Origin of the sequence: Pseudomonas taiwanensis DSM 21245 (assembly GCF_000425785.1) — a bacterium.
Classification (GTDB): Bacteria; Pseudomonadota; Gammaproteobacteria; order Pseudomonadales; family Pseudomonadaceae; genus Aquipseudomonas; species Aquipseudomonas taiwanensis.
In genome coordinates, this window is sequence record NZ_KE384450.1 from 324,264 (window position 1) to 347,016 (window position 22,753).

Annotated in this window: 19 protein-coding genes; 13 read left to right on the forward strand and 6 right to left on the reverse strand. The window is 62.8% G+C overall.

Features of this window, described 5'->3' with window-relative positions; all coding sequences use genetic code 11:
• Positions 1–220: 220 nt before the first annotated feature.
• The 13 genes from tkt to H620_RS0120455 all read left to right on the forward strand — a co-directional run bounded on the left by tkt (position 221) and on the right by H620_RS0120455 (position 13,333).
• Positions 221–2,218 carry a transketolase gene (tkt, locus tag H620_RS0120395; RefSeq protein ID WP_023378375.1) on the forward strand — a complete coding sequence of 666 codons (1,998 nt, stop codon included), beginning with the start codon at positions 221–223 and terminating at the stop codon, positions 2,216–2,218.
• Positions 2,219–2,369: 151 nt separating this feature from the next.
• Positions 2,370–3,431 carry an erythrose-4-phosphate dehydrogenase gene (epd, locus tag H620_RS0120400; protein WP_027907946.1) on the forward strand — a complete coding sequence of 354 codons (1,062 nt, stop codon included), beginning with the start codon at positions 2,370–2,372 and terminating at the stop codon, positions 3,429–3,431.
• Between the two features lie 12 nt (positions 3,432–3,443).
• Positions 3,444–4,607 carry a phosphoglycerate kinase gene (locus tag H620_RS0120405; protein WP_023378377.1) on the forward strand — a complete coding sequence of 388 codons (1,164 nt, stop codon included), beginning with the start codon at positions 3,444–3,446 and terminating at the stop codon, positions 4,605–4,607.
• Complete coding sequence (locus H620_RS0120410) at positions 4,607–4,858, forward strand: hypothetical protein (protein ID WP_104882256.1); 252 nt, start codon at positions 4,607–4,609, stop codon at positions 4,856–4,858. The genes H620_RS0120405 and H620_RS0120410 overlap by 1 nt, the downstream gene beginning before the upstream one ends.
• A 99-nt stretch (positions 4,859–4,957) precedes the next feature.
• Positions 4,958–5,287 carry an MliC family protein gene (locus tag H620_RS0120415; protein ID WP_023378381.1) on the forward strand — a complete coding sequence of 110 codons (330 nt, stop codon included), beginning with the start codon at positions 4,958–4,960 and terminating at the stop codon, positions 5,285–5,287.
• Positions 5,288–5,387: 100 nt separating this feature from the next.
• Positions 5,388–6,452, forward strand: a complete 1,065-nt coding sequence (gene fba / locus H620_RS0120420; RefSeq protein WP_023378382.1) for a class II fructose-bisphosphate aldolase — start codon at positions 5,388–5,390, stop codon at positions 6,450–6,452.
• Between the two features lie 239 nt (positions 6,453–6,691).
• Entirely contained in the window at positions 6,692–8,812 is a 2,121-nt protein-coding gene (locus tag H620_RS0120425) for a putative bifunctional diguanylate cyclase/phosphodiesterase (protein WP_023378384.1), read from the forward strand.
• 39 nt (positions 8,813–8,851) lie between these two features.
• Positions 8,852–9,352, forward strand: a complete 501-nt coding sequence (locus H620_RS0120430; RefSeq protein WP_023378386.1) for a M48 metallopeptidase family protein — start codon at positions 8,852–8,854, stop codon at positions 9,350–9,352.
• Between the two features lie 12 nt (positions 9,353–9,364).
• Entirely contained in the window at positions 9,365–9,661 is a 297-nt protein-coding gene (locus tag H620_RS0120435) for a winged helix-turn-helix domain-containing protein (protein ID WP_023378388.1), read from the forward strand.
• 74 nt (positions 9,662–9,735) lie between these two features.
• Positions 9,736–10,371: a helix-turn-helix transcriptional regulator gene (locus tag H620_RS0120440; RefSeq protein WP_027907947.1), complete on the forward strand. Its 636-nt coding sequence runs from the start codon at positions 9,736–9,738 to the stop codon at positions 10,369–10,371.
• A gap of 115 nt (positions 10,372–10,486) precedes the next feature.
• Positions 10,487–11,464: a threonine/serine dehydratase gene (locus H620_RS0120445; RefSeq protein ID WP_023378391.1), complete on the forward strand. Its 978-nt coding sequence runs from the start codon at positions 10,487–10,489 to the stop codon at positions 11,462–11,464.
• Entirely contained in the window at positions 11,461–12,408 is a 948-nt protein-coding gene (locus H620_RS0120450; RefSeq protein WP_023378393.1) for an ornithine cyclodeaminase family protein, read from the forward strand. The genes H620_RS0120445 and H620_RS0120450 overlap by 4 nt, the downstream gene beginning before the upstream one ends.
• Positions 12,409–12,595: 187 nt before the next feature.
• The gene (locus H620_RS0120455) at positions 12,596–13,333 is read left to right on the forward strand and encodes a substrate-binding periplasmic protein (protein WP_023378395.1); all 738 of its coding nucleotides are present in this window, start codon (positions 12,596–12,598) and stop codon (positions 13,331–13,333) included.
• A gap of 47 nt (positions 13,334–13,380) precedes the next feature.
• Here H620_RS0120455 and yccS read toward each other — a convergent pair whose 3' ends face one another.
• From yccS to H620_RS0120485, 6 genes are all read right to left on the reverse strand, one after another.
• Complete coding sequence (yccS, locus tag H620_RS0120460) at positions 13,381–15,564, reverse strand: YccS family putative transporter (protein WP_023378396.1); 2,184 nt, start codon at positions 15,562–15,564, stop codon at positions 13,381–13,383.
• Positions 15,565–15,698: 134 nt separating this feature from the next.
• Entirely contained in the window at positions 15,699–16,880 is a 1,182-nt protein-coding gene (locus tag H620_RS0120465; RefSeq protein ID WP_023378398.1) for a BaiN/RdsA family NAD(P)/FAD-dependent oxidoreductase, read from the reverse strand.
• A 121-nt stretch (positions 16,881–17,001) separates the two neighbouring features.
• Positions 17,002–18,339, reverse strand: coding sequence for an ATP-dependent RNA helicase DbpA (dbpA, locus tag H620_RS0120470; RefSeq protein WP_238346403.1), 1,338 nt, complete (start codon positions 18,337–18,339; stop codon positions 17,002–17,004).
• A 112-nt stretch (positions 18,340–18,451) separates the two neighbouring features.
• Positions 18,452–19,879, reverse strand: a complete 1,428-nt coding sequence (gene mdtD / locus H620_RS0120475; protein ID WP_023378401.1) for a multidrug transporter subunit MdtD — start codon at positions 19,877–19,879, stop codon at positions 18,452–18,454.
• A gap of 111 nt (positions 19,880–19,990) precedes the next feature.
• Complete coding sequence (locus H620_RS0120480) at positions 19,991–21,310, reverse strand: TldD/PmbA family protein (protein ID WP_023378402.1); 1,320 nt, start codon at positions 21,308–21,310, stop codon at positions 19,991–19,993.
• Positions 21,310–22,752: a TldD/PmbA family protein gene (locus H620_RS0120485; RefSeq protein WP_027907948.1), complete on the reverse strand. Its 1,443-nt coding sequence runs from the start codon at positions 22,750–22,752 to the stop codon at positions 21,310–21,312. The genes H620_RS0120480 and H620_RS0120485 overlap by 1 nt, the downstream gene beginning before the upstream one ends.
• Position 22,753 lies beyond the last annotated feature (1 nt).

Consider the following 22,753-nt stretch of genomic DNA (forward strand, 5'->3'; position numbering starts at 1 on the left):
GGTGATGAGCGGAGCACGCACCCAGCACCACGTGAGCCTGCGCAAGCGGGTTTACCCGTGATCAATCCACCGCCGCTCCCTGTGTTTCCCCCGAATTGGAGGCCAATCACAGGAAAAATGCCCGACTGCGACCATCCGTCATTGCCCCCGAGCCCGCCTGTGGGCGAAAATGGCCGCCTTTTTTCGTTTCACTACCTATTCAAGCCCCAGGAGATTAGCGATGCCCAGCCGTCGTGAGCGTGCCAACGCCATTCGTGCCCTCAGCATGGATGCCGTGCAAAAGGCCAACAGCGGCCACCCAGGTGCCCCCATGGGCATGGCGGATATCGCCGAAGTGCTTTGGCGCGATTACCTGAAGCACAACCCGAGCAACCCGAAATTCGCCGACCGCGACCGCTTCGTGCTGTCCAACGGCCACGGCTCGATGCTGATCTACTCGCTGCTGCACCTGACCGGCTACGACGTCACCATCGATGACCTCAAAGGCTTCCGCCAGTTGCACAGCCGCACCCCGGGCCACCCCGAATATGGCTACACCCCAGGCGTCGAGACCACCACTGGCCCACTCGGCCAAGGTATCGCCAACGCCGTGGGCTTCGCCCTGGCCGAAAAGGTCCTGGCAGCCCAGTTCAACCGTGAAGGCCACAACATCGTAGACCACCACACCTACGTGTTCCTGGGCGATGGCTGCATGATGGAAGGTATTTCCCATGAAGTCGCCTCGCTGGCCGGCACCCTGGGCCTGAACAAGCTGATCGCCTTCTATGACGACAACGGCATTTCCATCGACGGCGAAGTGCACGGCTGGTTCACCGACAATACCCCGGCACGTTTCGAAGCGTACAACTGGCAGGTGATCCGCAACGTCGACGGCCATGACGCCGACGAAATCAAGACGGCCATCGAGACCGCTCGCAAGAGCGACCGTCCGACCCTGATCTGCTGCAAGACCATCATCGGCTTCGGCTCGCCGAACAAGCAGGGTAAAGAGGATTGCCACGGTGCCCCGCTGGGCAACGATGAGATCGCCCTGGCCCGCAAGGAACTGAATTGGAACCACGGCCCCTTCGAAATCCCTGCCGACATCTATGCCGAGTGGGATGCCAAGGCCGCTGGCGCCAAGGCAGAAGCCGACTGGAACCAGCGTTTCGACGCCTACGCCAAGGCCTACCCGGAACTGGCGGCCGAGTTCAAGCGCCGCGAGAGCGGTGAGCTGCCGGCTGACTTCTCCGAGAAAGCCCAGGCCTACATCAACGAAGTGGCTGCCAAGGGCGAAACCATCGCCAGCCGTAAAGCCAGCCAGAATGCCCTGAACGCATTCGGCCCGCTGCTGCCGGAGTTCCTGGGCGGTTCGGCCGACCTGGCCGGCTCCAACCTGACCCTGTGGAAAGGTTGCAAGGGCGTCGAAGCCAACGATGCCAGCGGCAACTACGTGTTCTACGGTGTGCGCGAATTCGGCATGACCGCCATCATGAACGGCGTTGCCCTGCACGGCGGCCTGGTACCTTACGGCGCGACCTTCCTGATGTTCATGGAATACGCCCGCAACGCCGTGCGCATGTCGGCACTGATGAAGCAGCGCGTCATCCACGTCTATACCCACGACTCCATCGGTCTGGGCGAAGACGGCCCGACCCACCAGCCGATCGAACAACTGACCAGCCTGCGCAGCACCCCGAACCTCGACACCTGGCGCCCGGCCGACGCGGTCGAATCCGCCGTGTCCTGGAAAGCTGCCCTGGAGCGCAAGGATGGCCCATCGGCGCTGATCTTCTCGCGTCAGAACCTGCAGCATCAGGACCGCGACGCCGACCAGATCGCCAACATCGCCCGTGGCGGCTACGTGCTGAAGGACTGCGCCGGCGAGCCTGAACTGATCCTGATCGCTACCGGTTCGGAAGTCGGCCTGGCCACCCAGGCACACGCCAAGCTCACCGAGCAAGGCCGCAAGGTTCGCGTCGTCTCGATGCCGTGCACCAGCGTGTTCGATGCCCAGGACGCGGCTTACAAGCAGTCCGTGCTGCCGGTCGAAGTCGGTGCGCGTATCGCCATCGAAGCCGCCCATGCTGACTTCTGGTACAAGTACGTCGGCCTGGAAGGTCGTATCATCGGCATGACCACCTACGGCGAGTCGGCTCCGGCCAGCGCGCTGTTCGAAGAGTTCGGCTTCACCCTGGACAACATCCTGGGTACCGCCGAAGAGCTGCTGGAAGACTGATACAGGCGTAAGGCGAGGGCATAGCCCTCGTTTCGCGACACAAGGCCGCTCCCACAAGGTTACTGCACGTGCGGTCCCTGTGGGAGCGGCCTTGCGTCGCGATGGGCCGCAACGCGGCCCCAACCGCCATCATGCGTTAGCGAGCCAACGAATGTCCCACCTGCGTCCCTACAAAGTTGCACTCAACGGTTACGGCCGCATCGGCCGCTGTGTCCTGCGCGCACTGTTCGAACGTGGGGCAACGGCCGGTTTCGAGATCGTTGCGCTCAATGACCTGGCCGACCAGGCCAGCGTCGAATACCTGACTCGTTTCGACTCCACCCACGGGCGCTTCCCCGGCGAGGTGAAGGTCGATGGCGACTGTCTGCATATCAATGGCGACTGCGTGAAGGTAATGCGCAGCGCCACGCCGGAAGGCGTCGACTGGGCGGCACTGGGCATCGACCTGGTGCTGGAGTGCTCCGGCGCCTACCACACCCGTGCCGATGGCCAGCGTTTCCTGGATGCCGGCGCGCCACGGGTATTGTTCTCTCAACCGATGGCCAGCGAGGCGGACGTGGATGCCACGGTGGTCTATGGCATCAACCAAGACTGCCTGAGCGGCAATGAACGCCTGGTGTCCAACGCCTCCTGCACCACCAACTGCGGCGTGCCTCTGCTGCGGGTGCTGGACCAGGCTTTCGGCATCGAGTACGTGCAGATCACCACCATTCACTCGGCGATGAACGACCAGCCAGTGATCGACGCCTATCACCACGAAGACCTGCGCCGCACGCGCTCTGCCTTCCAGTCGGTGATACCGGTGTCCACCGGTCTTGCTCGTGGTATCGAACGCCTGCTTCCGGAACTTGCCGGACGAATTCAGGCCAAAGCGGTACGCGTGCCGACCGTGAACGTGTCGTGCCTGGACATCACCCTGCAGACCGCCCGCGACACCAGCGCGGCCGAGGTCAACCGGGTGCTGCGAGAGGCGGCGCTGGATGGCCCGCTGAAAGGCTTGCTGGCCTATACCGAGCTGCCGCACGCCAGCTGTGACTTTAACCATGACCCGCATTCGGCCATCGTCGATGCCAGCCAGACCCGTGTTTCAGGCCCACGCCTGGTCAACCTGCTGGCATGGTTCGACAACGAATGGGGGTTCGCCAACCGTATGCTCGACGTAGCCGAACATTTTCTGCACGTCGTACACCCAACCCGCACCAAACAGCCCTGAAGGACTGCATTCATGACCGTGTTGAAGATGACCGACCTCGACCTGCAAGGTAAGCGCGTTTTGATCCGCGAAGACCTCAACGTCCCTGTGAAGGACGGTGTGGTAGCCAGCGACGCGCGTATCCTGGCAGCGCTGCCGACCATCAAGCTGGCCCTGGAAAAGGGCGCGGCGGTAATGGTTTGCTCGCACCTGGGCCGCCCGACCGAGGGTGAGTTCTCTGCCGAGAACAGCCTCAAGCCAGTTGCCGACTACCTGAGCAAGGCGCTGGGCCGCGAAGTGCCGCTGGTGGCCGACTACCTGGACGGCGTCGAGGTCAAGGCGGGTGATCTGGTGCTGTTCGAGAACGTACGCTTCAACAAGGGCGAGAAGAAGAACGCCGACGAGCTGGCGCAGAAGTACGCCGCCCTGTGCGATGTGTTTGTCATGGACGCCTTCGGGACTGCCCACCGCGCCGAAGGCTCGACCCACGGTGTCGCCAAGTTCGCCAAGGTCGCCGCTGCCGGCCCGCTGCTGGCTGCCGAGCTGGATGCCCTGGGCAAGGCCCTGAAGGCCCCGGCCAAACCGATGGCGGCCATCGTTGCCGGCTCCAAGGTGTCCACCAAGCTGGACGTGCTGAACAGCCTCAGCGCGGTCTGCGACCAACTGATCGTCGGTGGCGGCATCGCCAACACCTTCCTCGCTGCCGCAGGTCACCCGGTTGGCAAGTCGCTTTACGAACCGGACCTGGTCGATACCGCCAAGGCCATCGCCGCCAAGGTCAGCGTTCCGCTGCCCGTGGACGTGGTGGTTGCCAAGGCGTTCGCCGAGAGCGCTGAAGCCACCGTCAAGGCCATCGCCGACGTGGCTGCCGACGACATGATCCTGGATATCGGCCCACAGACCGCTGCCAACTTCGCCGAGCTACTGAAGTCGTCCAAGACCATCCTGTGGAACGGCCCGGTTGGCGTGTTCGAGTTCGACCAGTTCGGTAACGGCACCAAGGTACTGGCCAAGGCCATCGCCGACAGCGCCGCCTTCTCCATCGCAGGTGGCGGTGACACCCTGGCGGCCATCGACAAATATGGCGTTGGCGCCGATATCTCCTACATTTCTACCGGTGGCGGTGCGTTCCTCGAATTCGTCGAGGGCAAGGTCCTGCCTGCCGTGGCAATCCTGGAAGAACGGGCCAAGGCCTGATAGAGAAGGCGCCTGGCAAAGGGAGCGACCGGATGGTCAAGCAATTGCCTGTGATGATCCTTGCCGGACTGCTGGGCGCATGCTCCAGCAGCCCGTCCTCGGATGCCGAAGGCCCGCAACCGCCCAAAGGCGGTTGCTACCAGTCTGAATGGCAGGCCGAGACCGTGCCGGTGATCAACAAGCGCCTGGGGCCGACCGGCCTGGAAAAGTACGACGACGAGCATCAGCGCAAAGCGCCCGGCTGCCCTTGATCGGGTGGCAGGCAACCTGACGGGTATTTCGTGGTCTGCGTGATGAGGAGCCGGCTTGCCGGCGATGGGCTGCAATGCAGCTTCAAGCGGAGTAATTTGATGAAAGCGCTGCTGGCCTCGATGGCCCTGGCGACACTGGCAGGATGCTCACTGCTGCAACCGGCGCAGCCCGCGCCGACGGACAACTGGACCCGTTGGGTCTGCGACACCCAGACCGAAGTCCTGTGGCGTTTCGCTGATGCGAAACGGGATGAAGTCGACGTACGCCTTGGCGGCGGTGACCAGGTCTACCGGCTCAAGTCCGAACCGGGTGCTTCCGGCGCGCTGTACAGCGATGGCGTGCTGGCCTTCCACACCAAGGGCGAAGAAGGCCTGGTGTACTGGGTGGCGACGAACGATCTGATTGGGCGGGGCTGCAAGGCACCGTGACTGGCCGGGCCGCGCTGGCGGCCCACACTACTTGAACAGCAACCGCCCCTGCGGCAGGCTTGCACGAAACAAACGACGCTTGTCGGGAGAGAGATACACAATGGCACTCATTAGCATGCGCCAGATGCTGGACCACGCCGCCGAGTTCGGTTACGGCGTTCCGGCTTTCAACGTCAACAACCTCGAGCAGATGCGCGCCATCATGGAAGCGGCCGACAAGACCGACTCCCCGGTGATCGTCCAGGCCTCGGCCGGCGCCCGCAAATATGCCGGTGCCCCTTTCCTGCGCCACCTGATCCTGGCGGCCATCGAAGAATTCCCGCACATTCCGGTGTGCATGCACCAGGACCACGGCACCAGCCCTGACGTCTGCCAGCGCTCCATCCAGCTGGGCTTCAGTTCGGTCATGATGGACGGTTCGCTCAAGGAAGACGGCAAGACTCCGTCCGACTACGAGTACAACGTTCGCGTCACCCAGCAGACCGTGGCATTCGCCCACGCCTGCGGTGTATCGGTAGAAGGCGAGCTGGGTTGCCTGGGCAGCCTGGAAACCGGCCAGGCCGGTGAAGAGGACGGTGTGGGCGCCGAAGGCATCCTGGACCACAGCCAGATGCTGACCGACCCGGAAGAAGCCGCTGACTTCGTCAAGAAGACCCAGGTCGATGCCCTGGCCATCGCCATCGGTACCAGCCACGGTGCCTACAAGTTCACCAAGCCGCCAACCGGCGACATCCTGGCCATCGACCGCATCAAGGAAATCCACAAGCGCATCCCGAACACCCACCTGGTGATGCACGGCTCCTCCTCGGTACCTCAGGAGTGGCTGAAAGTGATCAACGAGTACGGCGGTGACATCAAGGAAACCTACGGCGTGCCGGTCGAAGAAATCGTCGAAGGCATCAAGTACGGTGTACGCAAGGTCAACATCGACACCGACCTGCGCCTGGCTTCCACGGGTGCCATCCGTCGCTACATGGCTCAGCACCCGAGCGAGTTCGACCCACGCAAGTTCTTCGCCGAAACCGTGAAGGCCATGCGTGACGTGTGCATCGCCCGTTACGAAGCCTTCGGCACTGCGGGCAATGCCTCGAAGATCAAACCGATCTCCCTGGAAGGCATGTTCCAACGTTATGCCAAGGGTGAGCTGGCCGCCAAGGTCAACTGATCCGGCTGCTGCGTAACCCGAAAAGCCCGCATTCGATATGCGGGCTTTTTGTTTGTGCAAGGCTTGACCGGCTTCCCAGGCCTTGCTCGACTTTTTGCTGGTGGCGGGTTGACCGTTAGTCGGCTACCGTCCTAGTTGATGGCGCTTAGCCATTCCTTGCATTGCGCGTTTGGTCATCAAGGCTAGAGTTCATAATCGGATCCAATTGGATTCGAAGGCAGTCTTACAAGAGAAGCAGCATGGATGGCGCTCATACTCAATTGCCGGATGGCAACTCGGTTTTACTGGTTGTAGACGACTACCCGGAAAACCTCATCAGCATGCGGGCGCTCTTGGCCCGCAAGGATTGGCAGGTGTTGACGGCGAGCTCGGGGATGGAAGCCCTTAGCGCGTTGCTCGAGCACGATGTCGATTTGGTGCTGCTGGACGTTCAGATGCCGGAAATGGACGGCTTCGAAGTCGCCCGCCTGATGCGCGGCAGTCAGCGCACGCGGCTGACGCCGATCATTTTCCTGACGGCCAACGAGCAGTCCGACGAAGCCGTGCTCAAGGGGTACGCCAGCGGCGCCGTGGACTACATGTTCAAGCCGTTCGACCCGCAGATACTCAAGCCCAAGGTCCAGGCTTTGCTCGACCAGCAGAGTAACCGGCGCATGCTCCAGCGCCTGACCCGGGAGCTGGAGGCTGCCAGGGCGTTCAATGCCTCGATTCTGGAGAATGCCGCCGAGGGCATTCTAGTGGTGGATGCTACAGGCATCATCAGTTTCGCCAACCCGGCTATCTCGCGGCTGTTGCAGGCGCCGGTCGAGCAATTGCAGGGCGTGTCCGTACTGGACTTGGTGCAACTGCCCAATGTCAGCCTGTGGGTCGATTCAGAGTTCTACCAGGCCTACCTGGCACGGCGGATTTTTCGTGTGCATGACGCCCAGCTGCGTACCCAGACCGGTCAGTTGGTACCGGTGGCGCTGTCGTGCGCGCCACTGCCCGCCGAGCAGCAGGCCATGGTAGTGACGGTGCTGGACATGTCGGTGGTGCGCAACCTGCATCAGCAGCTCGAATATCAAGCCGTGACCGACCCCCTCACGGGCCTGCTCAATCGTCGCGGCTTCTATCAGGCGGCCGACGCGGTGCTGATGCGTAACGAACACTCGGACAAGTGCCAGGCGCTCATGTACATGGATCTGGACGGGTTCAAGCGCATCAATGACTCCCTGGGTCACGACGCCGGTGATCGTGTGCTGCGTTGGGTCGGCGAGCAGCTCAAGGACTGCTTGGGTAATGAAGCCCTGCTGGCACGCATGGGGGGCGATGAATTCACCGCGCTGTTCGACGGGCTACCGTATCCGGAACAGGCCGGGCGTTTTGCCGAGCGACTGCTCGAGCGGATGTCCAGCTGCCAGCATATAGATGATCTGGACCTGAACCTGGGGGTCAGCATCGGGATCGCCACGTACCCGGACTGCGGTGCCAGCGTCGAAGGCCTGCTGCGGGCCGCCGATGTGGCGATGTATGCAGCCAAGCGAGCCGGACGTCAGCAATACCGCTTCTATGATCAGGAGCTCAACGGCCGAGCACGTTCGAGGCTGATGCTCGAAGACGGTGTCCGCGCTGCCATCGAGGAACGCGCCTTCACCCTGGTGTATCAGCCCCAGGTCAGTTTCGCCGACGGTCACCTGCGTGGTTTCGAGGCATTGTTGCGCTGGCAGCACCCTAGTGTCGGCGATGTGCCGCCGGGGCTGTTCATTCCATTGCTGGAAGAGGCCCGGTTGATCAACCGCCTGGCCAGTTGGATCTATCGTCAGGGCGTGTCCCAGCGCCGGGCCTGGCGTGAACACTTCGCGCCGGACGTGGTACTGGGTATCAGCCTCAGTCGCGCACAGTTTTCCATGCCCAGCCTGGTGGACGAACTGCAGCGGGTAATCAACGAACAAGGGCTGAGCCCGTCGCAGTTGGAGGTCGAGGTCGCGGAGACTTCGCTGATGTACAACATCGACGAGGCGGTCAAGCAGGTCAATCGTTTGCGTGAGCTGGGTGTTCGGGTAGCCCTGGACGACTTTGGCGCAGGCGATTGTTCGCTGCGCATGCTGCGCGACCTGCCAATAGATACCTTGAAGATCGACCGTCATCTGGTTGCACGACTGCCGGACTCCGCGGTTGATGCAGCCCTGGTGCGCAGCGTGATCGCCTTGTGCGCGGACTACGCCATCACGGTCATCGCCGAAGGCGTTGAAACCCCGGCCCAGGCAGCTTGGCTCAAAGCCAACGGTTGTGCGTACGTGCAGGGTTTCATCGTCGCCCACCCGATGACGGCAGCGGATGCCGGGCGCTTCCCGACAATTTTCCCCTGGCCGAGGCTATGATTGGCTAAACTCGCCCTTCGTTCCGCCATACCCTGTGCCATGACCGCATTACGCTACTTGCAAGCCTACCCGCCGCACCTGCAGGCGCAGGTGCGCCAGATGATCGACAGCAACCGCCTGGGCGATTACCTGCAACGCCGTTACCCTGAACGTCACGACATTCAGAGCGACAAGGCGTTGTACGGTTATGCCCAGGATTTGCGTCAGCAGTACCTGCGCAGTGCGCCGAGCCTGGACAAGGTGTTGTTCGATAATCGTCTGGACCTCACCCACCGTGCGTTGGGGCTGAACACGGCGGTGTCGAGGATCCAGGGCGGCAAGCTCAAGGCAAAGAAGGAAATCCGCATTGCCTCGCTGTTCAAGGAGGCTGCGCCACAGTTCCTGCGCATGATCGTGGTGCATGAGCTGGCCCATCTGCGGGAGCGGGAGCACAACAAGGCGTTCTACCAGCTCTGTCAGCACATGGAGCCGGACTATCACCAACTGGAATTCGACCTGCGCGTCTACCTGACCTATCGGGAGCTGCAGGGCAATTGTTAAGGACCAAGCGGCATGGATGTGAGCAAGACCAAGAGCAGTTTCTATCGTCGTCTGTATGTGGCCTGGCTGATCGATAGTCAGACAGCCACCAGCGTACCGGCGCTGATGGAGGCCACCGGTATGCCACGGCGCACGGCGCAAGACACCATTGCCGCGCTGGCCGACCTGGATATCGTCTGCGAGTTCGAGCAACAGGAAGGTGCGCGCAACCATGCCGGGCATTACCGCATCCATGACTGGGGGGCCATCGACAAGCAGTGGATCATCCAGCACCTGCGGCAGATCCGTGAAGTCTTGGGGTACCCTTGACCGCTGTGGCGCGAGCCCCCTTGAACAGCGCAAGGCCGTCCTCCAGATCGCATCCATACGCCAGGAATTTGCAGATGTCCGCTAATCGGCAGGCTCTATCCCCTCGTTTCAGTAATTACGCCGCCATGGCCGATGGCGTTGCTACCCTGCTGTTCCCCCATGCCGAAGTCGTGGTTCACGACCTGCGCAGCCAGACCGTGGTGCATATCGCCAACAACATCTCCAAGCGCCAGCTGGGGGATGATTCGGCGCTGGATGACCTGCCCGCCGAACTGGACCCCTCGGCGCCCCTGGGGCCCTACGAAAAGCTCAATTGGAATGGCCAGAAGATCCGCTCCATCAGCAGCGTGATGGTCGATGAGTCCGGTCAGCCGGAAGCGCTGCTGTGCATCAATTTCAACATCTCGGTGCTCGAGCAGGCCAAGCAGGCGCTGGACCTGTTCTTCCAGGCCAGCCGCTTGCTGCCACAGCCAGAAGCACTGTTCCGCGACGATTGGCAGGAGCGGATCAATACCTTCCTGCACGCCTGGCTCGCGGACAAGGGGTTGAGCCTCGGCAGCCTCGACCGTGACCACAAGCGTGAGCTGGTGCAGGCCCTGCATGGACAAGGGGCTTTTCGTGGCAAGAGTGCCTATGACTACGTGGCCAATGTCCTGGGCATGGGGCGGGCGACGGTCTACAAGTATGTGAAGCTCATGCGGGAAGCGTGAAGGCAGGTCTCCAGCGACAGGCGATGCTTGCTGTTTGTAGATAAATATTCTACGGTGGACGAATATTCTATTAGTGGCGGCACTGTGGCCGCCTTTCACCCCGGAGAACCCGTCCATGGAAATCAACGATGCCGAGCTCGACGCGCTGTTTCTGTCGATCTTCCAGGCCCATCAGGCGCTACGCCCGCAGGTACCCGTCACCCCGTTGCTCCCCAGTGCTGGGTTGTCCGCGCTGACCGGCTGTAACGTTCTTCTGAAGTGCGAGCACTTGCAGTGCACGGGGTCGTTCAAATTCAGGGGGGCCAGTAACAAGCTGCGGCTGTTGGATGCTCAGCAGCGTCACCTCGGGGTAATCGCCGCGTCCTCGGGCAACCATGGCCAAGGCCTGGCGCTGGCTGGCCAATTGCTGGGGGTGCCCGTCACGGTCTACGCCAGCAGCGAGGCATCGCCGGTGAAGATCGACGCCATGCGCGCGCTGGGTGCCAATGTCCAATTGCTGGATTGCGACCCGCTTGAGGTCGAGCTCGAGGCAGGACGCCGGGCAAGGCAGCAAGGCAAGCCGTTCGTCTCGCCGTACAACGATCTGGAGGTCATCGCCGGGCAGGGCACCATCGGCATGGAATTGCTGGAGCAGCATTTCGACCTGGATGCAGTGTTCGTTGCCGTCGGTGGCGGGGGGATGATTTCCGGCATCGCTGCCGCGCTGCATAAACTCAAGCCGTCGGTGGAGGTGATCGGTTGCTGGCCGGTCAATGCGCCGACGCTGCAGCGCTCGCTGGTAGCGGGACGGATCATCGAGGTCGAAGAAACCGACACGCTCTCGGACGGCACCGCAGGCGGAGTCGAACCCGACAGCATCACTTTCGGCCTATGCCAGCGGCTGCTGGACAGGACCGTGCTGGTCAGCGAGCGTGAAATCAAGGACGCAATGCGCGATGTCGCCTCCCATGAACGCTGGATCATCGAAGGCGCGGCAGCGGTCGCTCTGGCGGGCATGAAGCAATTGGCCAAAGACTATCAAGGCAAGAAAGTCGCGGTGGTGCTGTGCGGGCGCAACATCCAACTGGAGCAATACCTGGAGGCGATCGCATGAACGTCTTCGACAGGCACCGCATCGAACAACATCTTGACCTGGGCGTGGCCGAGCGTTGGCTCGAAGAGGGTTTCATCGCCTATTCCCAGGGAAAGGTCCAGGCACCCCCGGTCCAGACCTTCGTTTTTGCCCAGTCCAATGGTGACTGTTGCATCAAGTCGGCCTACGTGGAAGGCAGCGAGACCTTTACCGTCAAAGTGTCCACCGGCTTCTACGACAACCCTGCACGAGGATTGGAGAGCAATGACGGCTTGATGCTGGTGCTCTGTGCCCGAACCGGTCAGCCGCTGGCGTTGCTGGCGGACCAAGGTTGGCTGACCGGCATGCGTACAGCATTGGCCGGGCGGATCGTCGCGCGGCGGATGGCACCCGCGAAGGTCGAGGCGATCGGGATTCTTGGGACTGGAACCCAGGCGCGAATGCAACTGGCGCAACTCATGCCCGTTACCACGTGCCGCGAGGTGAGTGTGTGGGGGCGCAGCGATGCGGGGCTGGCTGCCTACCGGGATTACGCCCAGGCACTGGGGTTCGACGTGCGGGTGGAACGTGAGCCCAAGGCGGTCGCCGAAGCGGCCAACCTGATCGTCTGCACCACCCCGTCTCGTGAGGCCTTGCTGCAACGTGAATGGATACGGCCCGGTACGCACATCACTGCGTTGGGCGCCGACACGTCCGGCAAGCAAGAACTCGACCCAAGGCTGGTAGCCAGTGCCGACCGCATCGTGGTCGACTCGATCCGCCAGTGCAGTCAATATGGCGAGGTGTCCCACGCCTTGCAGGCTGGCTTGATGAGCCCGGCCAGGCTAGTGGAAATCGGGACTGTGCTCGCCGGTGACGCCATCGCTCGCGAAGATGAGGGGCAATTGACCGTGGCGGACCTGACCGGTGTCGCGGTTCAGGATGCGCAGATCGCGCGCTGTGCCTTCGAGTCGCTGCGTGGCTGAGAATCAGGCCTCGCAATGAGGCCTGAACATTACGCCCAGTCATGGCGGCATATCGTAGACCAAAATAGAGGCTATTTGACATCATTGCCCGCTATCGCTTACCTCTCCCGATGTGTAACCTGCAAGTCCTGTAGTTGCGAAGACCGCCTTCAATAGCGTGAGCCCTCTACTACAAAAGGACTTGAGCATGCGGCCACTGCTGTGCGTTCTGGGGTTACTGGGAGTGTTGCTGGCCATGCCTGCCGTGGGCCAGGAGAAGTTGCGGCTGGTAGCCGACAACTGGCCTCCGTTCACCGACAGTGGCATGCCAGGGGGGGGATTAGCCACCCGCATCGTCACCACGGCGTTCGCCCGCGCAGGCTACGACAGCGAAGTGGAAGAGGTGCCTTGGGCGCGGGCACTGATGGGGGTCGGGGAGGGGCGCTATGACGTCCTGATCGACGCGTGGTACACCGACTCACGGACGCAGATTGGCCACTTTTCCAAAGCCTACCTGACCAACCGCATTCGTCTGCTCCAGCGTAAGGGAAGCAACGTGCGCTACCAGCGTCAGTCGGATCTGTATCCCTACAGCATTGCCGTGGTACGCGATTATGCCTATTCGCCGCAATTCGATGGCGACAGCCGTCTGAACAAGGTGACTGTACGAAACTTTTCCACTGCCTTGCGCATGCTGGCCGCAGGACGGGTTCAGCTGGCGGTGGAGGATGAGTACGTTGCCCGCTACAACCTGCAGCGTGAATCTTCGAAAGTGCGCGATGAAGTCGAGTTGGTCGAGCCACCACTGGGGGAGAACAGCCTGCACATTCTGGTCAGCCTAAAAAGGCCCGACCATCTGCAGATCGTCGATCGTTTCGAGCACGCCATCGCAGCGATGAAAGCCGATGGCAGCTATGCCCGCCTCATGCACCAGTACGGCTTCTGATCCCACCCTCTGAAACCGGCGTGCCGGCGATAGGGTGTACAGGTCAATCAGCCCGGTGCACCCTCCTTGATCAGATGCGCCGCCAGCGTTCGCAGCGGCCCCAGTTGCCGGCAGATCAATGCCAATTGGGTCTGTACCAACCGCTGTTGTTCATCCAGCTCTTCCGGCATCTGCTCCAGCGTGTTGGCCAAGGCCTCTTCGGTATCGCTATGGATCGGCACCGGCAGTCGCGCCGCCAGTCCGTTGGCGATTTCGTCCAGGCTGCTGGCCAGGCTCTGGCCGGCACCTTCGATCAACTGCTCCTGAACTTCGGTCGGCAGCGTCGTATCGCGGTGGGCACCCAGCCCGGAGAGGTAGCTGAGCAAGGTATGCGACAGCACCAGGAAACGGAAACCGACATCGGCCTCTTTGCGAAAGTGCCCAGGCTCCATCAGCATGTTGGCCAGGGTAGTGGACAGCGCCGCATCGGCGTTGTGAGCATTGCGCCGCGCCAGGCGATAGGCCAGGTCATCGCGCTTGCCATGGGCATACTGCTGCATGATCTGGCGCAGGTACGCGCTGGCGCAGGTCAGGGTGTTGGCCAGCGCCTTGTTCAGGTTACGGCCCTGCCAGTCAGGAAGGAACAGGAATACCGCGAGAATGGCGATCAGGCTACCCACCAGGGTATCGAACAGACGCGGCAGGAACAGCCCGTAACCGTCGCCGATCTGGTTGAAGCAGAACAGCACCATCAGGGTGATCGCAGCGGTGGCCAAAGTGTAGCGGGTCGTGCGGTTGACGAAGAACACCACGCCGGCGACCACGGCGAACATTGACTGGATGATCGGGCTGGGGAACAGGTCGAACAACGCCCAACCCACCGTGAGGCCGATGGCTGTGCCGATGACCCGCTGCACCAGTTTGCGCCGCGTGGCGCCGTAGTTGGGCTGGCAGACGAACAGCGTGGTAAGGATGATCCAGTAGCCCTGGGTCGGGTGAATCAGGTGCACCATGCCGTAGCCGACCGACAGTGCCAACGGCAGGCGCAGGGCATGGCGGAACAGCAACGAGGTGGGCGTAAGCTGCGTCCGCAGGCGGTTCCATACGTCCTTGAGGTTGCGTGGCGAACGGTCGAGCAGGCTGCTGTCGCTGGCGTCGGCAAGGCTGTCCGGGTTGCTTGCCGCCCCTAGAAGCCGGTCAAGGGTGGCAAGGTTGGCCGCCAGCGCACGCAATGAGCGCAGCAGCCCACGCCAGGCCGGGTTGCTCTGGATGCGCAAGTGCTCCAGTGAGGCGTTGAGGTCTTCCAGTGCTTCGGCAAAGCCAGTGTCCAGGACGAAGGGCTGGCGCAGGCGGATCGAGCGCGACAGCTCCTGGCACGCCGAACCCTGCTGGCGCAGCAGGCGCTGGCAGCGGAACATGACGTCACTGTGGAAGAACGCCTCGGCCAGGGCATTGTAGGGGTAGTGCGAGGCGCTGACCCGCTCGTGAATGTCTTGTGCCAGGAAGTACAGCTTCAGGTAGCGGCTGAGCTTGGAGTTCGGCTGGCTGTTGCCTACCCGGTGCAGAATGATTTCCTTGGCTGCGTTCAAGGCCGCTACGACCTTGCCGTTCTGCTGGGCCAGTTCCAGCCGCCGGGCCTCCACGTCGAGGTTGCGGATGGGCTCGAACAGATTGGCCTTGAGCTTAAGGTAGTGCCCCAGTTCACGGAATAACTTGGCCAGACTCTGTTGCACCGGCTGGTTGGAAAACAGTGCCTGCCACAAAACCGACAGCAGACCATACCAGGCGGCGCCTGCCACCAGCAGCAGTGGTTCGTGCCAGAAATCGGTTACCTGGCCGCCGCGCTGGTCCACGCCAATCATGGTGTAGACCGAAAGAATCAACGTTGCCGAGGCGATCGCGCCGTAGCGCTCGCCCAAGGCGCCGAGCATGGTCAGGCTGAAGGCTGCCAGGGCCAGGGCTGCGGCGAAGATCCAGGGATAGGGGAACAGCAACTCGACCGACAGGGCGGCGATGGCGAAGCACGCCAGGGTAACCGCCAGTGCGCTGAGACGGCCCTGCCAACTGTCATCGGTTTCGGCCAGGGCGCTGGCGATGATACCGAGGAACAGCGGGATCAGCAGTGCCATCTCGTCTTGATACCAGCACAGGGCCATGCTGCCGGTCAGGGCGATCGTTACCCGAATGCTGTAGCTGAACTTGTCTTGGCCCCACAAACGACGCAATGAATGGCGGAACGAGCTCGATGACATGATGGCCTTGGGCAGTGATCGAATGAATACCTTTCGAGGCCGGGCAATCGGGGCCGTTCACATCAGCCCCGGAAAACCGGCACTCCGCGCACAGACCAGCAAGAAGCGTTCCGTGCTGCTGAATGGATTCTACTCTACACGAACTGCGCCGCGGCGTTAGCAGATGCCCAAGCCCATTGGAAATTGAAGCCGCCCAGGTGCCCGGTCACGTCCAGCACTTCTCCGATGAAGTAAAGACCTGGGCTCTTGAGCGACTCCATGGTCTTGGACGACACCTCTCGGGTGTCCACGCCGCCCAGGGTTACCTCGGCGGTGCGATAACCCTCGGTGCCGGCGGGCACCAGTTGCCAGGCCGACAACTTGTCGGCGATCTGGCCAAGCTCCGCCGGGGTGTACTGCTTCATGGGCTTGGACTCGAACCACTGCTCGGCCAACAGGTTGGCCAGCTTGCGGGTGAAAACTTCACCAAGCACGGTCTTCAGTTCGGCGTTGGCGCGCTCGGTCTGCTGTTGCTGCAACCATTCCAGCGCGTCGCGATCCGGCAGCAGGTTGATCTCGACCGTGTCGCCGGCTTCCCAGAACGACGAAATCTGCAGAATTGCCGGCCCGCTCAGGCCGCGGTGAGTGAACAGCAGGTTCTCGCGGAAACGGGTGCCGTTGCAGCTGGCGGTGCAGTCCAGCGAGGTGCCCGAAAGCTCGCTGCACAATGCCTTGAGTTGGGGCTCGGTGATGGTGAATGGCACCAAGCCGGCGCGGGTCGGCAGTAGGGTATGGCCGAACTGGCGGGCCACCTGGTAACCAAAGCCGGTGGCGCCCAGTGTCGGGATCGACAGCCCGCCCGTGGCGATCACCAGCGACTGGCAGGCGAACGGGCCGGCGCTGGTCTGCAGCAGGTAACCCTGCTCGGTCTTTTCGATGTGCTCGATGCGCGTTTCCATGCGCAGTTCGGCACCCGCTTCATCGCACTCGGCCAGCAGCATGTTGAGGATGTCGCTGGACTTGTTGTCGCAGAACAGCTGGCCGAGCTTCTTCTCGTGGTAGGGCACGCCATGCTTGGCCACCAGTTCGATGAAGTCCCACTGGGTGTAGCGGGCCAGGGCCGACTTGCAGAAGTGCGGGTTCTGCGACAGGAAGTTGGACGGCTCGGTGTACATGTTGGTGAAGTTGCAGCGCCCGCCGCCGGACATGAGGATTTTCTTGCCTGGCTTGTTGGCGTGGTCGAGCAGCAACACACGGCGGCCTCGGCGGGCACTGAGCTGGGCGCACATCAGGCCGGCGGCGCCGGCGCCGAGGATGATTACATCGGTGGAATGCACGGTGTAAACCTGTCGGTATGAAACACGGAACCCTATGGCAGCGGGTTGACCCGCGAATACGGGGGTGCATTCGCTGGCGCATTCGCGGGTCAACCCGCTCCCACAGGATAGGCGTTTGGTTTTAGAGGATGCGAACCTTCAGGGAGCGTCCCTTGATCTTGCCGCTATTGAGCCGCTGCATGGCCTGCTTGGCCAGAGGACGCTCCACCGCCACGAACGCCTGGAAGTCGAAGATGGCGATCTTGCCCACCTGCTTACCCGGAATTCCGGCGTCACCCGTCAGCGCACCCAGGATATCGCCCGGGCGCAGCTTGTCCTTGCGGCCAGCCGCGATGCACAGCGTGGTCATTGGCGGAAGCAACGGCTCGCCGCCCTTGTGCTTCAGGCTGTCCAACTGGTCCCAGCGCAGCGGGCTCTTCTGCAGGGTCTCGATGGCCTGGGCGCGGTGACCTTCAGCCGGGGCCACCAGGCTGATGGCGATGCCTTTCTCGCCAGCACGGCCAGTCCGGCCGACACGGTGCACGTGGATTTCCGCGTCGCGGGCCAGTTCAACGTTGATGACCATGTCCAGGCCGTCGATATCCAGGCCTCGGGCGGCCACGTCGGTGGCCACCAGTACCGAGCTGCTGCGGTTGGCGAACATGGTTAGCACCTGATCGCGATCACGTTGCTCCAGGTCACCATGCAACGCCTGGGCGACGATGCCTTTGGCGGTGAGGTGGGCGACCACGTCTTCGCATTGTTGCTTGGTGAAGCAGAACGCCACGCAGGACTGCGGGCGATAGTGGCCCAGTACACGGGTGACCGCCTCCAGGCGCTGCTGTGGGTCGATCTCGATGAAGCGCTGCTCGATCTGGTTGTCGGCGTGCAGGCTCTCGACCTTCACTTGCTGTGGCTTGCGCATGAAATCGGCAGCCAACTGCTCGATGCCTGCCGGGTAGGTGGCGGAGAACAGCAGGGTCTGACGGCGCGACGGGGTCTTGCCGATGATGCTGGCGATGGCGTCGAAGAAGCCCATGTCGAGCATGCGGTCGGCTTCGTCCAGCACCAGGGTGTTAAGGCCGTCGAGCACCAGGGTGCCCTTGTCCAGGTGCTGCTGCACCCGGCCTGGCGTGCCGACGATGATGTGCGCACCATGCTCCAGCGAAGCGATCTGCGGGCCGAGCGAAACACCGCCACACAGGGTGAGGATCTTGATGTTGTCCTCGGCACGGGCCAGACGACGCAACTCCTTGGCCACCTGGTCGGCGAGCTCGCGGGTCGGGCATAGCACCAGGGCCTGGCAGCCGAAGTAGCGCGGGTTGATCGGGTTGAGCAGGCCAATGCCGAAGGCGGCAGTCTTGCCGCTGCCGGTCTTGGCCTGGGCGATCAGGTCCTGGCCCTTGAGAATGACCGGCAGGCTCTGGGCCTGGATCGGCGTCATCGAGGCGTAGCCGAGGGCGTCCAGGTTGGCCAGCATGGCAGCGGACAACGGCAAAGTGGCAAAGGCGGTGGTTTCGGTGGTCACGAGGCGGGCCTGCGGTGCGAAGCGAAAAATGCCGCACAGTCTACCAGCCTCGTGGCCATTCGCCCTACGAATCCATGTGGGCTTCCTGACGACGGGCACGCCTTCCGTCAGTCGGGGCCAGTTGCAGGAAGATCGCAGCGGCCAGCATGGCCATGATGCCAACCGTCAAGAACGTGAGCTGGAAGGCGCCAAGTGTCGTTTCCACGCCTTCGGCGCTGCCCGCCGCGGTGAAGCCGCCAAGCAGGGCGCCAGCGCAGGCTACGCCCAGGCTCAGCGACAATTGCGCGACCACCGACAACAAGCTGTTGCCGCTGCTGGCGCTGGCGTCGTCCAGGTCGATCAGGGTCACCGTGTTCATGGCGGTGAACTGCAACGAGTTCACCGCGCCGAGCAAGGCCAGTTGCACCAGCAGCAGGGCATAGGGCGTCTGCTCATCGACCAGGCCCAGGCTGGCCAGGAGCATGCCCAGCAGCAGCGTATTGCCGGTCAGCACGATGCGATAGCCCAGGCGCTCGATCATCGGTCTGGCGACCGACTTGGCCACCATCGCTGCGGCGGCCAACGGAATCATGCTCATGCCGGCCTGGGACGGCGAGTAGCCTAGAGCGACCTGCAGCAGCAACGGCACCAGGAAGGGCAGGGCGCCGCTACCCAGGCGTGCGAACAGGTTGCCAAGGATGCCGATGGCGAATGTACGCACGCGGAATAGGCTGGGCGAAAACAGCGGCTGTGGGTCGCGCCCGGCGCGCAGCCAGTAGGCGGCCAGGCAGGCCATGCCGGCGAACAGCAACAGCATCACCCGCAGGTGCGGCAAATGCAGCTCGCCCAGGCCCTCCATGGCGATGGTGATCAGCACCATCGCTGCGCCGAACAGGATGAAGCCGGGCGTGTCGAAGGAGGTACGCTCGGCGCCGCGCAGGTCGGGGATGAACTTCCACACCGCCAGGCAACCGATTGCCCCTACCGGCAGGTTGAGCAGGAAGATCCAGTGCCAGCTCAGGATTTCTACCAGCCAGCCGCCCAGGGTTGGGCCCAGCAGCGGGCCGAGCAGGCCGGGGATGGTGATGAAGCTCATGATCCGCACCAGCTCTGAGCGCGGATAGGCACGCAGCACCACCAACCTGCCGACCGGCAGCATCAGCGCGCCCCCCAGGCCTTGCACGACGCGGGCGAAAATCAGGAAACCCAGGCTGTTGGCGGCGGCGCACAGCAGCGAGCCGAAGCTGAACAGCAAGATGGCGCTGAAGAAAATGTGCTTGGTACCGAAACGGTCGGCGATCCAGCCCGAGGCTGGAATCAGCAAGGCCACGGTCAGCATGTAGGAGATGATCACGCCCTGCATGCGCAACGGGTCCTCCTGCAGCGAGCGGGCCATGGCCGGCAGGGCGGTGTTGAGGATGGTGCCGTCCAGGGACTGCATGAAAAAGGCGATGGCCACCACCCAGGGGATCCAGCGGGCGGTGACGGGGTCCATCGGTGCACGATCAGGCATGACGTCCTCTTTTGTCTGTGCCGGCCGCTTCGCGGGCATACCGGTAATGCACCGGATGCTGTGCACTACCCTCAGGTACGGGCTTGCCCACGAAGAGGCCGCTAATGCCTATCACAATGTCAGGGTCAGGCTTTTGACCAGCGCCCCTGGTAAATGACTCGACCCGGTACTGCGCTGTCCATAGGTGCTGGTCGACAGGATCATTTCGCGCTCGCGGGTCAGGTCCTGCAGTTGGCTACCCAGCAGGTTGAACAGGCTGTCATCGAAACGCATGGTGCTCACCGGTCCCTGGATCTTGCCGTCTTCCACCCAGAACGTGGCGAAGCGGGTCAGCCCGGTCATGCGTGCTGCCGGCAAGTCCGAGTAATTCAGGTACCAGAGGTTGCTGATGTACAGACCAGTGCCAAGCCGTTGGAGAACCTCCGAGCGGGACAGGTTTCCTGCAGCCATGCTCAGCGCGCATGGCGATTCATGGCTGTCGGCCCCATTGGCCACCCCTTCGAACTCGGCTGCACTGCGCGCACTGATCAGCCGCTGCAACGCCTCGCCTTGCTGGATCAATGGCACGTCCATGCGCGGCGAGCCCTCATCGGAAAATGCCGGGCTCAGTGAACCGCTGACTTGCTCCGTGAAGCTGACCAGCGGACTCAGCCTGGCATCCCCGTTGTAAAGGCGCTGCAAGGGGCTGTTACCGGTAGCCAGGGCCTGGGCCGAAAAGCCTCCCCAGCACAGCATGCTGGCGATTTCGTCCATGGCGGCGGGCGCCAGGTAGGCACGGTAGCTGCCAGGTTCGAGGTTAATCGCTGGGCGACCGAGGAAGCCCAACTGCTCGCGTGCCTGGCGCAGGCGGGCGGTGAAGTCATCGGCGCTCCAGACCTGTCCTGCATAGTTGGACTTCACGGCCTGGCCGTTTGCGTGGAACAGGCTCCAGTCGAAGTTGAAACTGTTGGCCTGGTGCCAGCCGAAAGCCCCGAACGAGCTGGCAAAACCTCGGTAGATCGGCCCGGCGGCGTAGATGCCGACCAGATCCAGGTCGCCGGCCTCCCGGTCAAGCAGGGCCAGTACTTCGCTCAGTTCCGGAAGTGACTGCTCCTGCAGGCTGTGGCTGTTCCAGGCGTTTTCGTCCAGGCGCAGGTAGGGGTCGACTGCCAACAGTGGCAAGGTCTGGCGCAGTTGTGCGAGAGCGTCGAACAGGCGCTGTTGGTCAAGCTGGGCGTCACCACTCAACGTCACGTGCTGTTCCGCCTGGCGTCCGTCGCGAATCAGCCGCATCTGCGCGCTGGCCTGGCTGACTTCGCCGGCCTGGCGCACCCTGGCGTGGTTGAAACGCACGAATTGCGACTGCTCGGCGCCATAGCCGAGCGTGAACTGCTCGCCCGGTTGCAGGGCGCTGCGCACCGCGCCGACCAGGGCTTCGAAAGTGCGTTTCATCAGGCGTCTCCCCCGAATACGTCGATCTGGCGGAATACGCAGGCTGGCGAAGCATGGCCGACCCGTACCACTTGGTTGGGTTCGCCCTTGCCGCAGTTGGGCGTACCGAGAACCTGGAAAGTACTACGGTCGCCGACCGCCGAGAGGTTACGCCAGAACTGCGCGGAGATGCCGCGGTAATTGGGGTTCTTGACGATGCCCTTGAGCTCGCCGTTCTCGATCAACTGGCCCCATTCGCAGCCGAACTGGAACTTGTTGCGTGCGTCGTCAATGGACCATGAGCGATTGGTGCGCATCAGGATGCCATGCTCGATGCCCTGGATCAGTTGTTCGAGCGACTGGTCGCCTGGCTCGATGTTGAGGTTGGCCATGCGGTCGATGGGTGCGCGGTTCCAGCCGCATGCCCGGCTGTTGGCCACGCCATCGAGGCCGGAGCGGAACTGCGACAGGGCGCCGCCCAGCGGGCGCAGCAACAGGCCGTCGCGAATCAGGAATTGCTTGCTGGCCTCGGTGCCGTCGTCATCGAAGCTGTAGCTGGCCAGTTCTTCGCCGATGGTGGGATCGAAGGTCACGTTCAGCAGCGTCGAGCCGTATTGCAGGTGACCGAAATCAGTGGTCTTGACGAAGCTGGTGCCGGCGTAGTTGCGTTCGTCACCCAGGATTCGGTCCATTTCCAGCGGATGGCCGATGGACTCGTGAATCTGCAGCATCATCTGGTCAGGCATCAGCAGCAGGTCACGTGGCCCGCTGGGGGTATTGGGCGCCAGCAGCAATTGCAGCGCTTCATCGGCAACACGGCGGGCCGCGCCAACCAGGCCGCAGCGCTCGATGATTTCGAAGCCCCCTTGCTGGCCAAAGTTCTCGCGGCCCAGGCTCCGGCTTTGGCTGTCCTGGCCATCGCTGGCGGTCACGCTCAGCCCAGGGAACAGGAAGCGTTGGGCATGGCGCAGCTCGGCACCGGCAGAGTTCAGGAAGGTTTGCTCGACCAGGCTAAGGCCAAGGCTCGCCTGCCAGTCCACCAGGCGGCTGTCCTTGGGTACGCTGGCCGACTCGTCGGCGAGCAGATCCAGGCAGTCGGCAAGGCTCGGCAGCGACTGGTCGTAGTTGGGCGAGATGTGATCGTGGCGTGCGCAGGCGACTGGTTGTTCGCGCAGGTCGAGCAGGCTGTGCGCAGCAATTTGCCGGGCCAGTGCCTCGGCCTGCTCCAACGCCCGCTGCAGGCCCACCTGAGACAGGTCGGCGGTGGCCGCGTAGGCCTCGACGCCATTGAGCCGGACGCTGAGCATGGCACCTTCGTCCTGGCTGAAGAGCGGCGGCTCGGCCACGTTGCGACGTACGGAAAGTGACTGGTGCGACTGCTTTACATGACGCAGGGAAAACAACTCGGCCGTACTGCGCAGCGCGGCGAAGCGCTGACGCAGCAGGGCGCCGGAATCGAACATG